At 61.1% G+C, this 13,676-nt stretch carries 16 protein-coding genes; 9 read left to right on the top strand and 7 right to left on the bottom strand.

The annotated features are described in order from the left end of the window. Genes dltB through ACOYJL_RS03215 form a run of 6 tightly spaced genes read left to right on the top strand, consistent with a single transcriptional unit; the run spans position 1 to position 6,074 of the window. Positions 1–1,164, top strand: coding sequence for a D-alanyl-lipoteichoic acid biosynthesis protein DltB (gene dltB / locus ACOYJL_RS03190; RefSeq protein WP_433568766.1), 1,164 nt, complete (start codon positions 1–3; stop codon positions 1,162–1,164). After that, positions 1,157–1,411 carry a D-alanine--poly(phosphoribitol) ligase subunit DltC gene (dltC, locus tag ACOYJL_RS03195; protein ID WP_433568767.1) on the top strand — a complete coding sequence of 85 codons (255 nt, stop codon included), beginning with the start codon at positions 1,157–1,159 and terminating at the stop codon, positions 1,409–1,411. Before dltB ends, dltC begins: the two co-directional genes overlap by 8 nt. A 1-nt stretch (position 1,412) precedes the next feature. Further along, positions 1,413–2,639 carry a D-alanyl-lipoteichoic acid biosynthesis protein DltD gene (gene dltD, locus ACOYJL_RS03200; protein WP_433568768.1) on the top strand — a complete coding sequence of 409 codons (1,227 nt, stop codon included), beginning with the start codon at positions 1,413–1,415 and terminating at the stop codon, positions 2,637–2,639. Further along, complete coding sequence (locus tag ACOYJL_RS03205) at positions 2,629–2,829, top strand: hypothetical protein (RefSeq protein WP_433568769.1); 201 nt, start codon at positions 2,629–2,631, stop codon at positions 2,827–2,829. The genes dltD and ACOYJL_RS03205 overlap by 11 nt, the downstream gene beginning before the upstream one ends. 20 nt (positions 2,830–2,849) lie before the next feature. Next, a complete protein-coding gene (locus ACOYJL_RS03210) occupies positions 2,850–4,682 on the top strand; it encodes a serine hydrolase (RefSeq protein WP_433568770.1) in 1,833 nt (610 codons plus the stop codon). A gap of 18 nt (positions 4,683–4,700) precedes the next feature. Then, positions 4,701–6,074, top strand: coding sequence for a glutamate-5-semialdehyde dehydrogenase (locus ACOYJL_RS03215; RefSeq protein ID WP_433568801.1), 1,374 nt, complete (start codon positions 4,701–4,703; stop codon positions 6,072–6,074). 214 nt (positions 6,075–6,288) lie between these two features. Here the strand turns inward: ACOYJL_RS03215 and ACOYJL_RS03220 are convergent, their stop codons facing one another. The 4 genes from ACOYJL_RS03220 to ACOYJL_RS03235 form a co-directional block, all read right to left on the bottom strand. Further along, on the bottom strand, positions 6,289–8,871 hold the full coding sequence (locus tag ACOYJL_RS03220; RefSeq protein WP_433568771.1) for a DEAD/DEAH box helicase: 2,583 nt from the start codon (positions 8,869–8,871) through the stop codon (positions 6,289–6,291). Continuing rightward, positions 8,868–9,224 carry a hypothetical protein gene (locus ACOYJL_RS03225; protein WP_433568772.1) on the bottom strand — a complete coding sequence of 119 codons (357 nt, stop codon included), beginning with the start codon at positions 9,222–9,224 and terminating at the stop codon, positions 8,868–8,870. The genes ACOYJL_RS03220 and ACOYJL_RS03225 overlap by 4 nt, the downstream gene beginning before the upstream one ends. A 3-nt stretch (positions 9,225–9,227) precedes the next feature. Further along, complete coding sequence (locus ACOYJL_RS03230; protein WP_433568773.1) at positions 9,228–9,656, bottom strand: hypothetical protein; 429 nt, start codon at positions 9,654–9,656, stop codon at positions 9,228–9,230. Between the two features lie 136 nt (positions 9,657–9,792). Further along, a complete protein-coding gene (locus tag ACOYJL_RS03235) occupies positions 9,793–10,110 on the bottom strand; it encodes a helix-turn-helix domain-containing protein (RefSeq protein ID WP_433568774.1) in 318 nt (105 codons plus the stop codon). 95 nt (positions 10,111–10,205) lie between these two features. Here ACOYJL_RS03235 and ACOYJL_RS03240 point away from each other — a divergent pair, with 95 nt between their 5' ends. Then, a complete protein-coding gene (locus tag ACOYJL_RS03240) occupies positions 10,206–10,424 on the top strand; it encodes a hypothetical protein (protein WP_433568775.1) in 219 nt (72 codons plus the stop codon). A gap of 145 nt (positions 10,425–10,569) precedes the next feature. Here the strand turns inward: ACOYJL_RS03240 and ACOYJL_RS03245 are convergent, their stop codons facing one another. Continuing rightward, complete coding sequence (locus tag ACOYJL_RS03245; protein ID WP_433568776.1) at positions 10,570–11,046, bottom strand: hypothetical protein; 477 nt, start codon at positions 11,044–11,046, stop codon at positions 10,570–10,572. Between the two features lie 115 nt (positions 11,047–11,161). On the opposite strand from ACOYJL_RS03245, the gene ACOYJL_RS03250 reads away from it, so the two are divergent. Continuing rightward, complete coding sequence (locus ACOYJL_RS03250) at positions 11,162–11,677, top strand: ferritin (protein WP_433568777.1); 516 nt, start codon at positions 11,162–11,164, stop codon at positions 11,675–11,677. Between the two features lie 79 nt (positions 11,678–11,756). Here ACOYJL_RS03250 and ACOYJL_RS03255 read toward each other — a convergent pair whose 3' ends face one another. Continuing rightward, complete coding sequence (locus ACOYJL_RS03255) at positions 11,757–11,927, bottom strand: hypothetical protein (RefSeq protein WP_433568778.1); 171 nt, start codon at positions 11,925–11,927, stop codon at positions 11,757–11,759. 39 nt (positions 11,928–11,966) lie between these two features. Here ACOYJL_RS03255 and ACOYJL_RS03260 point away from each other — a divergent pair, with 39 nt between their 5' ends. Next, positions 11,967–12,506 carry a hypothetical protein gene (locus tag ACOYJL_RS03260; protein ID WP_433568779.1) on the top strand — a complete coding sequence of 180 codons (540 nt, stop codon included), beginning with the start codon at positions 11,967–11,969 and terminating at the stop codon, positions 12,504–12,506. Between the two features lie 161 nt (positions 12,507–12,667). Here the strand turns inward: ACOYJL_RS03260 and pyrE are convergent, their stop codons facing one another. Further along, a complete protein-coding gene (gene pyrE, locus ACOYJL_RS03265; RefSeq protein ID WP_433568780.1) occupies positions 12,668–13,330 on the bottom strand; it encodes an orotate phosphoribosyltransferase in 663 nt (220 codons plus the stop codon). Positions 13,331–13,676: the final 346 nt, after the last annotated feature.

Raw genomic sequence — 13,676 nt, forward strand, 5'->3', positions numbered from 1 at the left:
ATGTCGTTTTTTGCCGACCCAAGCTTCTACGTGCTGCTCGTTCCGATAATAGGCGTGGCCGCGGCGCTGGGACTCACCGAGCACCCCCTGCGCCGCTACGGGCTTGCCGTTTCCATCCTGATGGTCTTCCTGCTCTTTTGCGAGACGCTCGAGCAGGGTCTGGCCTTTCTCGCCTTCCTTGCGCTGGCGACGCTCTCCACGCGCTGGCTTCTGGCCAAGCCCGACTCGGGGGCGCGCTACGGCACGGCCCTCGCCCTTACGCTGACCCCGCTCGTCTCGTACAAGCTGGGGTCGGTCTTCGACCAGAACCTCCTTGGCTTCTCGGGCGTCTCATACGTAACCTTCAAGGCCATCCAGGTGATCATCGAGGTGCATGGCGGCCTTATCAAAGGCATGTCGTTCTCTGACTACCTCTACTTTCTCGTCTTCTTCCCGACGTTCACCTCAGGGCCAATTGACCGCAGCCGCCGCTTCGAGCAGGACGCACGCAAGACGTGGACCCGCGACGAGTATGCGGGGCTTCTTGGCCGTGGCCTGTTGCTGATCCTTGCCGGGATGCTCTACAAGCTCGTGGTGGCGACGCTGATCCACCGCAGCTATTCGCCGCAGCCGCTCGGCGACGGCACCGGCTTTGCCTACCAGCTCATGTGCGCCTACCAGTACGCGGGATACCTCTTCTTCGACTTCGCCGGCTACAGCATGATGGTCATGGGCGTGAGCTACTGCCTGGGCATTCGCACCCCTCGCAACTTCCGAGCGCCCTTCGTGGCCGTGGACATCAAAGATTTCTGGAACCGCTGGCACATCACGCTGTCGTTTTGGCTGCGCGATTTTGTCTTTATGCGCTTTGTCCGCTTCTCGATAAAGCACAAGCTCGTGAAGGGCCGCCTTGCCAACGCGCAGCTAGGATATCTTGTAAACATGCTGCTCATGGGCTTCTGGCATGGAGTTACCATCGACTACATAGCCTACGGCCTGTTCCACGGCGTGTTGCTCGCCTTGACGGAGCGCTATCAGAAGAAGTCGGCGTTCTACAAGGCGCACAAGAACGACAACTGGTACCGCGTCCTCTCGTGGTTTGTGACCATGCAGCTCGTGGTGTTCAGCTTCGCTATATTCTCGGGACAGATTTCAATGCTCGTGGAAGGAGCACTTAATGGCTAAGCTTTCCCATGATGAGCTGACCGATCAGATGCTGGACCTTCTCGTGGAGGTCTGCGGCGATGACGCGGTCCGCGACCATCGCGACGAGGACCTCTTTGAGCTTGGGCTTCTTGACTCCATGGCGGCAATCGAGCTTCTCGTGGGCATCGAGGAGAACTTCGGAGTGCGCATCGAGCCCACTGAGCTGCCGCGCGAGGAGATGAACACCGCAAACAAGATCATCGACCAAGTGGAAAAGCGGATCTAGCATGAGCGGTCGCACCCTTCTCCGTGCGGTTCTCGCGGGTCTCGCCGCGGCAGCCGTCGCCTTGGGCGTCTACCTCGGCTTCATCCTGCCGCAAAGCGGCCGCGCCGACGAGTCGCGCCTCTACGACTACACCTATGCCTCGGGCAAGTCAGAAAACGTCGACTTCGTGTTGGCCAACAAGTCGTCCGACGGCATCCTGTGCTTTGGCTCTTCGGAGTTCTACATCTCTAAGGACACGGTGGCCGAGTGCCCGCAGGCGGTCTTTGGCGAGGACAACTACTGCGGCGTCGACATGACCTACATTGGCGAGGGCTACGACCAGAGCCTCTGGCAGGCCATCGCAGAGGGCGCCTACGCGGGCTCGAGCGACGAGAAGAAGGTCGTCCTCTTTGTCTCTCCGCAGTGGTTCTTCCAGGGCAACGGCGACCAGGACAAGTTCTACACCAAGTTCAGCTACACGCTGTACTCCCGCTTCTGCGACAACCCTGACATCTCGGACGAGACGAAGGAGTACGTGCGCCAGCGGGTGCTTGCGCTGGGCGTCGACGAGACCACGGTGTCCGCCGCCAACGACGACACGGCCTTGGACTGGATAAACGACCAGGTCTACACGCTGAGCGACTCGCTCTCCCTGCGCACCAAGATCAGCAACATCGTGTCGGTCTCGCCCAAGAAGAGCGCAACGAGGGTCGCCGGGCAAGACACCGGCGAGCCCGACTGGGAGGCGCTGCTTGTGCAGGCGACGGCGGACGGCGACGCGTCCACCTCGTCGAACGACTACGGGATCCTCGACAGCTACTGGGAGAAGAACGGCAGCTATCGCAAGGAGGCCACCCAGAACTTCCACGAGGCGGACGAGGAGTACGCCGACTTCTCCTGCTTCTTGGACGTGGCGAACGAGTGCGGCCTCGAGGCGCTCGTGGTGATCCTGCCGGTGCACGGCCAGTGGTACGACCTGTGCGGGTTCTCTTCCGAGGAGCGCCAGTCCTACTACCAGAAGATTCGCGACATCTGCGACGAGCATGGGGTGGCGTACGCGGACTTCTCGAGCTGCGAGTACGAGAAGTACTTCCTGTGCGACACGGTGCATCCCGGATGGCGCGGCTGGGTGCACATCGAAGAGGCCATCTACGACTTCGCCAACGACACCGACGACCAGTGGCTGGGCGGCGCAAACTACGGAGTCGCCGAGGGCCTGGGGGAGGAGGCCTCGACGGATGGCCAGTAAGACGCCCGACTTTAGGCGCGAGCCCATCAAAGCGTGCGTGGCGGCGGTGCGAAGCTACTTCGAGGAGCGCGAGTGGCTGCTCTGCATCGTCTGCGCCATCGGCGTTGCGGCTGGCGTGCTCGTGCTAGTGTGGTTTCTCGCGTTCTCCGGCCTTAACGAGCCGGTGCAGTTTATCTATGACAGCTTCTAAGCGCCTTTGGGGAGGTCAGCGTGCTCAACAAGAAGAAACGTGACGAGAAGAAGGGCTCCGGCGCCTCGCCGGCGCGCCTTCCCCTCTGGGTCACGTTTCTGGCTGCCGCCGTTGTTGCCTTGTCGGCAGGCCTTCTGGCATGGGGCGTCCCTTGGGCAAAGGAGGCTTGGCGCGAGGAGGGTGCCGTCGTCAATCAAGAGGTGGCAGACGGCGAGGACGGGAGCGTCCCTAGCGACGACAGCGGCAGTGGAAGCGAGGTCGACGAGCCCGGCACGCCTGACGTCGTCTACGAGGACCCCGGAGGGCTCGACGAGAATGGCGACTCGTCCGGCGACGGGACCGTCGGCTTAGACGAGCAAGAGGTTCCTGAAGATGCGGTCCCCGAGGGCCAGGAGTCAGACGACGCGTCTTTGCAGCAGGCTCTCGACGAGTACCTTCAGAACAACTACGAAGCGGCCGGCCTTCCTGGCGTCGCCGTGGCCGTCGTGGACTCCGACGGCATTCGCTACATGGGAACCTTCGGGGATTGCACGAGCGAGAGCGACACCTTCACCATTGGGTCGCTTTCGAAGTCGTTCACCGCGGTTGCCATTATGCAGCTGGTGCAGGAGGGCGCGGTAAGCCTGGACGCGCCGGCATCCCTCTACGTTCCCGGCCTCAACCTGCCCGACTCGGTCACCGTGCGCTCGCTTCTCAACCAGACGAGCGGCTTTGGCTACTATGACTCGCTTTCCGAGGCGAGCGTGGGCGAGACGTCGGGGCAGTTCTCGTACTCGAACGCGAACTACGACCTTCTAGGGAAGATCATCGAGAACGTCTCGGGAATGAGCTACGCGGAATACCTCGACAAGAACATCTTCGAGCCTCTGGGAATGTCTGACAGCTCGGCCACCGTCGAGGCGCGCGCGGAGGCCTTGGGTCACAGGAACTACTTTGGCTTTGCGGTGGACGACGGCTACGTGCACGTTGACTCTAATGACTCGTGGGGCACTGCGTCTTCGGGCTACGTCTGCTCGAGCGTTGAGGACATGGCCACCTACCTGCAGATGTATCTGCGCGGCGGCGAGGACGTGCTCGACTCGACCTCGGTTGACGAGATGTTCTTCTCCAACGTGCCCGACCCCGATGGCGACACCTTCTACGGGATGGGCTGGACGATGTACTACTGGGAGGACGGCGAGGTGGTCCTCTCGCATGCGGGGCAGGTGGAGAACGCCGTCGCGCAGATGGTCATCATCCCTGGTCGTGACATCGGCATCATCGTGCTGGGCGACGAGTCTGACTACTTCGGCGGCAACGCGGCGTTCTGGGAGCTTTCCGACGCCGTGCTTGACATCGCCGTGGGGAGCAGCGACGTGCCATCGATCAGCTCCGAGGTTCGCAGCCAGTGGCATCTTGAGGTAAACCTCCAGCTTGCGGGCATCTTGGTGATCGCTGCGCTGCCAATTGCGCTTTTCGGATGGTGGCGGCGCCGGCTTGAGCGGGAACCCGAGCTTGTGAGCTGGGCTGTTCTTGTGGGCGTCCATGTGATCTTGCCGATCGTGCTTTGGTGGATGCCCTCTACGTGGGAGGTCAAGTGGCGCGACCTCATCGCCTTTGTGCCGGACGTCGCGCTGGTGCTCATTGTTGCCATCGCCCTCCTCGTTGGGTGCGGCTTGGCAAAGGCCTTCGTGCTCGTGCGGAGGCATCGCGACGAGGGAAGGCGACGGCGCGACGACACTGCGGTTGAGCTGCTTGGAGGGTCGGATGCTCCGGGGCAGCCCGGCGACGCGGAAGGGCCAGACGGCGAGGGCCCTTCGGACGGAGAGGATGCACCGCACGCCTCGGACGGCGGCGATAATGCTACCGCTTGATTGCCGATTTTTGGCACTGTGCTGACGGCTGCCGCGCGTGGGGTAGACTTCTCAAAAATCATATGCTCTACCTGCGAAGGGGGTTCCATGGGCGTTTCCGATCGCATCCACCAGATGAGGCTGGCGTTTCCTTCGATGGCGGCCTCGAGCGTCCAGACGCGTAACGAGGCGCTGGCGAACATCGCCAAGGCGCTCCAGGAGAATAGTGAGAAGATCTTTGCCGCAAACGCGCTGGACATGCAAGCCGCGCGCGAGGCGGGCGTCGCTGCGACCGTGCAGAAGCGCCTGCGCTACGACGAAGGCAAGCTGGCCGAGAACTTGGACCAGCTTTCCGGCTTGCAGAAGCTTCCCGACCCGGTTGGCCGCACGCTTCTTGCGCGCGAGCTCGACGAGGGGCTGGTGCTCCGCCGCGTCACGTGCCCCATCGGCGTGATTGGCGTGATCTTCGAGGCGCGCCCCGACGCGCTCGTGCAGATATCGAGCCTGTGCATCAAGAGCGGCAACTGCGCCGTCCTCAAGGGAGGGCGCGAGACCATGCACACCAACGCCGTGCTCTTCTCGCTGATCCATCAGGCGGCAACCCGCGCCGGACTGCCCTCCGAAGCTCTGCTGCAGGTGGAAAGCCATTCAGAAATTGATGAGCTCTTGGGTTGTGACCAGGATATTGACCTGCTGATACCTCGTGGGTCGAACGGCTTTGTCCGCTACATTATGGACAACACCAAGATTCCCGTGATGGGCCACTCCGCCGGCATATGCCACGTCTACGTGGACAAGGCGGCCGACCAGGACATGGCCGTGCGCGTGCTTGTCGACGCAAAGACCCAGTATCCTGCCGTGTGCAATGCCGCCGAGACCCTGCTGGTTGACCGTGCGATTGCCGCGGAGTTTCTGCCCAAGGCGGCTCGCGGGCTTGCCGAGAAGGGCGCGCGCCTTCGTGGCACGCAGGAGGTTTTGGACCTTCTTGCAAACGTGGACGGCATCCCCGCTCCCGAGCTGATGGGCGACGACGAGTTTGGCACCGAGTACGGCGACTTGGTGATGAGCTGCAAGGTGGTCGACGGCGTGCGCGAGGCGGTCGAGCACATCAACCGCTGGGGCTCGCATCACACGGACAGCATCGTGACCGCCGACGACGAGGCCGCCGAGACGTTTATGTCGCTCGTGGACTCAGCGGGCGTCTACCGCAACTGCTCCACGAGGTTTGCCGACGGGTATCGCTATGGCTTTGGCGCCGAGGTGGGCATCTCAACTGGCAAGCTCCACGCCCGCGGCCCCGTTGGTCTTGACGGCCTGGTGACGTACAAGTATCGGCTGGTTGGCCATGGAGACGTCGTCGCCGACTTTGCCGAGGGGCGCAGGCATTTCCACTTCCGCGACCTGGAGGATTAGGCGATGGGACGCCGGTCGCGGTTGCTGCGGGAAGTGCGCTTCGCGAAACTTCCCTCCGCAACCGCGACCGGCGCGCCTCACCCGTCCAGGCGCCGCCTCCCCCTGGGAAAAGCCTGCGGGAATCGCGCTACGCGCGGCTTCCCTCCGCAACCGCGACCGGCGCGCGTAAACCGTCCAGATTCGCTTCCCGAAGCAAAGCCGAGGGGCACGCCCCCTAGTCGTCCACAAATCCCACCCGATAGCTCTTGAAGACGACGGAGCCCTCGTTCTGCGTGGAGTCCAGGTCGACGTCTCCCCAGATGCCGAAGTCGTGATCGTCGTCGCTGTCGCGGAAGATCTGGTGCACGTGCCAGACGTGGTCGCTCTTCTCGTCCGACTCGTCAATCTGCAGGTACGCTGACGAGCGAGCGTCGCCGTCCAGCAGGATATCCTCGTGCTCGGAATGGAACTCGTCCAAAGCCTGCTGCCACACGACGGCGCGGTAGCCCCAGTCGGCGTCCAGCGCGCCGAGCTCGTCGACCTTGCCGATGGCGGCCAGCCGCACGCGCGCGAACAGGGCGTTTCTCACCATCAGGGTCACGCCGCGGCGGTCGTGCACCACCTCGTCGGCTGCCTGGGGCGCAGAGACCTCCGCGCCTTCGTCCAGCTCGCCGGCAGCCTCCCATTCGTCTACCAGCGACGAGTCCGTGGTGCGCACGACTATGCGCAGCCAGTCAAGCACGTCGCTCAAGCGGTCGTCGAACTTCTCGCGCGGAATCGTGCGGTCAAGCACGCGGTATGCGTCAGACAGGTAGCGAAGCAGCGTGCCCTCCGAGCGCGAGGCCTTGTAGCGGCCGATGTAGGTCTTGAAGTCAGAGGCGGTCTCCACCATGTCGCGCAGCACGCTCTTGGGGGAGAGGGCATAGTCGGCAGCCCACGGCACCTTCTCGCAATACTCGGAAAACGCCTGGTTGAGAAGGTCCTCGAGCGGCTTGGGATAGGTTACCTCCTGCGCGCGCTCGATGCGCTCCTCGTACTCGATTCCCTCTGCCTTCATGGCGGCGATGGCGGCCCCGCGCGCCTCGCGCTCCTGCGCGCGCAGAATCTGCGACGGGTCCTCGAGCGTTGCCTCGACCATTGATATCAAGTCAAGCGCATAGTCGGGGCTCTCGGGGTCAAGGAGCTCGATTGCGGCGAGAAGGAAGGGCGAGAGGGGCTGGTCGAGCGCAAAGTCGTCCGGCACGTCCACGGTCAGCTCGTAGTTGGCGCTCCCGTCCTCGTTCTCGTGCCTGACCGCTACGCCGGCGTCAATCAAAGTTGCAAACACCTCGTCGGCGCGCTGGGAGAGTGCGGCCTTTTGCTCGTCGGTCTGCGCGGAGTCGTCGATGAGCTTGTGCACGCGCGCCCAGGCGTCGCCGCCCTGCTCGACCTCTGCTAGGACCATCGAGTTCGTGATGCGCAGGTGCGGGCGGAGCGGCTCGGGCTCCGCCTGAATAAGCCGCTCGAAGGTCTGCTTGTTCCAGCCGACAAAGTCTGACGGCGGCGTCTTGGTCTTTATCTTGCGAGCCTTCTTTGGGTCTCCGCCAGCCTTGGCCAGCGCTCGCGCGCGTTCGATGTCGTACTCGGTCGCCTCGGCGATCACGCGCCCCTCGGTATCAAATCCTGCACGACCGGCACGACCCGCAATCTGGTGAAACTCGCGCGCGTTCAGCCGCCGCATGCGACGTCCGTCAAACTTGGTGAGCTGCGTCAAGAGCACGGTGTGGATAGGCACGTTGATGCCTACGCCCAAGGTGTCGGTGCCGCAGATCACGGGCAGAAGCCCTTGCTGCGCGAGCTTCTCCACAAGCAGCCTATAGCGCGGCAGCATGCCCGCGTGGTGCACGCCGACGCCGGTAAGCAGCAGGCGCTTCAAGGTCTTGCCGAACGCCGTCGTGAAGCGGACGCCCTTGACGGCCTCTTTGACGGCCTCGCGCTGCTCCTTGCTCGAGACGCCGTAGCTCGAGAGCGCCTGCGCGCTCTTGATGGCGGCCTCCTGCGAGAAGTGCACAATGTAGAGCGGGGCGTCGCCGTCGCGAAGCGCCAGCTCAACGGTGCCCTCAAGCGCCGTGTCCACATACTCAAAGGTTAACGGAACCGGTCGTGGGGCATCAAGAACGCAATCAACTACGCGCCCGGTCCGCTTTTCGAGCGACTCCGCGATGGCGCTGACGTCGCCCAGCGTTGCGCTCATCAGCAGGAACTGCGTGTGGGGGAGCGCCAGCAGAGGCACCTGCCACGCCCAACCGCGGTCGCGGTCGCCGTAATAGTGGAACTCGTCCATGGCGACGCAGCCGATATCGGCGTGCTCGCCTAGGCGAAGCGCGTCCTGGGCGAGGATCTCTGCTGTGCAGCACACCACGGGCGCCTCGGCGTTGATCACCACGTCGCCCGTGATCATGCCCACGTTATCGCGGCCAAGGAGGTCGACAAGGTTAAAGAACTTCTCGCTGACCAGCGCTTTTATGGGCGCCGTGTAATAGGCGCGCCGGTTGGTGCAGTTTGCGATAAAGAGCATGCCTAGCGCCACCATGCTCTTGCCCGAGCCGGTTGGCGTGCCCAATATCACGTGGTCGCCGGCTGCGATGTCCAGCAGGGCCTCCTCTTGGTGGTCCCAGAGCTGCATTCCGCGAGACTCGACCCAGCCAAGGTAAAGGTCGAGCGCGTCTTCGGCAGGTATGTCAGGATAGGTCTCTTCGTCTGGCCAGGGGATGAGCCGCCCAAGCGAGCCGGGGCCGTTGGGCCCTTCGTCCACGACCTGCGTCTCTATTCCGCTCACTCGCCGTCCTCCTCGCCGTCGTTTGCGCACCGCTCGTCTGCGAGCATCTCGGCGCGGACAACTTCTTGAAGCCTTCGCTCCGCTTCGGCCGTGGCCTTTGCGTCTCCGGATGCCTTTGCGCGGCGATACGCGCGCATGGCTTCTGCAAAGGGGCCGTCGACAAGGCCGGTTGGGTCCATGGTGTCCGTGGGGTTCGCGCCCTCCGGGATGGCGCTTGCTCCGTCCTTGGTGTTCGCGCCGTCCTCGCTGTCGTCCGCGTTCACGCCTGCGCTGTCGCCGAACGCCACCTTGGCGCCTGACGCCTCAAGCTGCTGGCGCAGCTCCTCCGCAAGCTCTCTGTCTCTATCGTCCATGCCCTACGACCTGCCCTTCATCAAATGTGCAATCTCTTCCGGCGCGCTTCCGAGCTCGATTGCAGCCGTTGCCATGGCGATGCCCGACTCATCAGTTATCGACACAAGTGGATTATCGGCTCCAAGCGAGGCAAGCGCCTTTGACAGCATGCCGACCGTCGTGCATCGAGGCGCTCCCAGCGCGTCGTTTGTGATGACAACGTCCAGCGGGAGGAACTCATCGCGCCCCGCCGGCCCAATCGTTTCGGCGGCCATGAGAACCGCTCTCTTTGCTGCAAGATGGCCCGCTAGATATTGTGCCGCATGTGATGATTTTGCCGCCCGGTCAAGCTCCTGCCTTGAGAAGAGCGCGCCAAGCGCCTCGCGGTTGTTCGCGAGAAGGTCGCCCATGCTCTGAATGCTGACCGCGGCCGACCCGCTTAGATGTGCCACTCGCGCCCCTCGCTCTTGATCCTTTCTCGCCTAATACATTCTACGAGCCATCTTTGGGAGGGGGGACGCCATTTGGCGGGATAGAGAAATGCATCATCGCTTGAGCGGGGGCACGAGGCCTTGCTGAGGAATGAGGCTAACGGTCGCCTTCATTGTCGGTGCCTGCGCTATGGCTCTTGTTCGCGCTGGAGATGTCGAGCTCCTTCTGCGCGTGCTCGTTGGGAAGGCGATAGCTATTGCCAATTGCGTCGATTATGCGTTTCGGAGTGGTCTGCAATGCGTCTGCATACGAGTACAGCTCGTTTACGTGGAGGGCGCGCTCTCCAGTCTCGATCTTGGATATCAATGACTGAGGCACTTGCAATCTATCGGCAAGTTCGATTTGGCTCAGGTGTGCCTTTCTTCGCAGCCCCCTGAGCACTTTTCCAACGAGTCTGTTTGAAATCTCGTACATGTGATGTAGGCTAGTTTTTGGGGACAAATATCCAAAAATCGAATATTTGTGAATAAAAAACGTAATGAAATACGAGAAAGTTGGAGGATTGCCTCATGGACAGAAAGCAGACCCTTTCGGGTTGCGTAGACCTTGCCTATGCCTTGGCCGAGCGCGCAAAGACTGGGCGTGTCTCATGTGAGGCGCTCTTGATCTTGGCCAAGAGGCTCGAGGAGCTCGAGCAGCTTGAGGACGGATGCCATATCGAGCGTTGGATTGAGGTCGTGACCGACTCAAACGGCACGGAGCTCGAGCGGCATGAGATTCCCTACTAGGGTAGAGCCGCCGAAATCCAGCGGGGCCAGCAGAAAGCCAAAGGGAGCCGATTGCCTTCAGGAGTCCGTATCAACCGGCTCCATATTGGTGACTGCCCATGGTCGTTTAGGCAGCCCCCTGCGCCCTTTTTTCTCGCGCGCAGGTCTAGTAATCAAAAAATGAAGAAATGTGCACAGTGACGCAATCGGTCTTCTCCATAACAAGGTCAAGCGTCGCCACTGTGTCTTCGACAAGCGCGATGCGCTTCTCGCCCACGTTGAGCTGGCGAGCAAGTGCTTTGAGAAAGTCGACCTTCTCAGTCTTGCTCGAGACAATTTTCACGTGATCGGCGGGGATGCCATAGTTCCTTGTCACAAAATCGCGCTTTCCTGCGGCCTCGAAGTCGCTGGCCTGTGAGCATGCCCAAACGCTTCGGGGGCCTTTGTCGGCTACAAAGCGCTGGATTTGAGGCACCGGGCGCGAGCTTGCATAGGGGTCGTTTTCGCGCACGTAGGTCTCCCAATCTTCGTCGGGACATGCGCTGTGGCAAAGCTCGCCAAACTCATAGACAGCAAGCACGCCATCGATGTCAAAGACGACGGCAGTCTTGGGCTCAAGCAGATAGCTCATCAACGGTGTCATGTGGGCCTCCATGATGGTTTGGAGAAGCGCCAGCCAAACGGGAGCTCCCTGGGTACATAAGATAACGTATTGATGTCCCACTCGATGCCTATTTCGGGCGGAAGGGATGGTTCGCATGGCACTTGATGCAAAGCTTGGCGACACCTTGAACGAGCAGATCAACCGTGAGCTTTACTCTGCGTATCTTTACCTCACCTTCGCTGACTACTATGAGGATCGCGGCCTAAAGGGCTTTGCCAACTGGTACATGGTTCAGGTGCAGGAGGAGCTCGCCCACGCAAAGATTCTGCGCCGCTACTTGCTCGACAATGACTATCAGGTAAAGATGCTCGCTATCGCGCAGCCTGACAAGACCTTCTCCAACGATCTTGAGCCGCTCGAGGCCGGTCTTGAGCACGAGCGCTACATCACGGACTCAATCAACCACTGCTACCAGCTTGCCAGCGACGCGCACGACTTCCGCACCATGCAGCTGCTCGACTGGTTCGTGAAGGAGCAGGGCGAGGAAGAGACCAACGCATCCGACATGGTCAAGAACATGAAGCTGTTCGGCGGCGACCCCAAGGGCCTCTATGACCTTGACCGCGAGTACCAGGCTCGCGTCTTCACTGCCCCCACGATGCCGATGTAGGCAGTCCGCCAATTGCTGGTCATTATGCCCGCTTCCACGTCTTTCAGCTGTGGAAGCGGGCGTTGGCGTTTTTGGAGGGCTATTTCTCCGGGATGGGAATGCTTATGTCAAGAGTCGCTGTCCCATCTGCCTCTCCCGCTACGATGACCCCCTTGTACCGTTCAACGATTGATTGGGCAAGCACAAAGTCAGTGCTGCCATCGAGCTTGCAGCAATCGCTTTTTTGATGTTCAAGGTGAATCGATGCCATCTCGCCGCTCCTTCGTAAGACCAGCGATACGGACCTCAAATGGGCGGGCAGCTTGGTCGCATCGTCAATGGCCTCGACCTCATCCAGGTGGACGGCTATGCGTTCAAGGACCTCAACCGCAACGGGAAGCTGGACCTCTGGGAGGACTGGCGCCAGACGCCCGAAGACCGTGCCGCCGCGCTCTCGCAGGAGCTCCCCCTTGAGCTCTGCGAGGGGCTCATAATTCACGAGACAACCAACAGCCTCAACGAAGACGCGACTGACGCGGTGGTGGAGACGGACGACGGCGACCAGAGCGAGCTTGAGCGCATGAAGAACTTCCACTTCAGGACGATCCTCGACCGCTCCGTCCAGTCCGGGTCAGGCACCGTTAACGCCCACCAGCATGCCGAGTGGGTGAACATCGCCCAGGCCGCGGCCGAGGCGGAGGACACGCCGCGCGACATGACGGTCTATGTTGACTCCGAGGGCAACGCTTACGACTTCGCCTTTGGCATGAACTGGTCGGGCGTCATCGACGACGACAGGGTGAAGACCTACAAGGTTTCTCCGATTCTTACGCCAGAGAACCTCGAGTAGATGTCCAGAGGGGTATGCAAAACCGTCAGCGGTGATGTTGGGATGTCTAGAAAGACTGGCGCCCGCCCCCACCATGCCGATGCGGGCTTACTCCTTTAGCCATAAAGGCGGTCCCAGCGCAATGCGCTGGGACCGCCTTTTCTGTCTGATAGAGCAGTCGGCTACTTCACTCCGTACTTCTTGTAGTATTCGTCGATTGCTGCGCGCAGCTCCGGAGTGATGACGGTGCCGTCGAGGGCCTCGACAACCTCTGCCATCGTGACGATTGATGCCACAGGGAAGCCATACTTTTCTTGGATTTCCTGCTGGGCAGTTACCTTGCCTCCTTTGCCAACCTCCATGCGGTTCAGCGATACGATGAGCCCCTTTATCTGCACGTCTGCGGCTCCGGTCACGATGGGATAAGTCTCGTCGATAGACTTGCCCGAGGTGGTGACGTCCTCGATCATCACCACGCGGTCGCCATCCCTGAGCTCGCTGCCCAACAGGTTACCCTTGTCGGCGCCGTGGTCCTTGACCTCTTTGCGGTTGGAGCAGTATCGCACCTCTTTGCCGTACAGGTCGTGCATTGCGATTGCGCAGGACACCGAGAGGGGGATGCCTTTATAGGCTGGTCCAAAGAGCACGTCAAAATCCAGCCCGAAGTTGTCATGGATGGCGCGAGCGTAGTATTCGCCAAGCTTCTTCAGCTGGTAACCCGTAACATATCCGCCTGCGTTCATGAAGAAGGGGGACTGGCGTCCGCTCTTGAGCGTGAAGCTCCCAAACTTCAGGACCTTGCTCTCCACCATGAAATCGATGAATTCGCGCTTGTAGTCCTCCATACGTGCTCCCTTCTTGGGTGCTTGCGTCCTCGCGGATCTTTCAGAGACGATTCTACGCGAGATCTTGCTAGCTATTCGCGAGTTGGAGAGTTCTCCGGGAGTGCCGCTGCAAGAAAATTGCGGTTGTAGGTCTTTTATCTCTGACCCTTCGAGTACGAAGAGGGTAACTTTCTGTTCCGCCGCAGGTAGAGAAATGGCACTGCGAAGGTGATACTTAGCTACCCCCTTGAAAAAGACCTACAACCGAAGATTTTCTGCAGGCGGTTTGCTTCTGGTTCCAACTGAGGGGGTCCACATTGACGCTGGGCCCAAATAATTGGCCGAATTTTCTACGGTTCCAATCCAG

It is taken from the genome of Tractidigestivibacter sp. (genome assembly GCF_050946515.1).
GTDB lineage: Bacteria > Actinomycetota > Coriobacteriia > Coriobacteriales > Atopobiaceae > Tractidigestivibacter.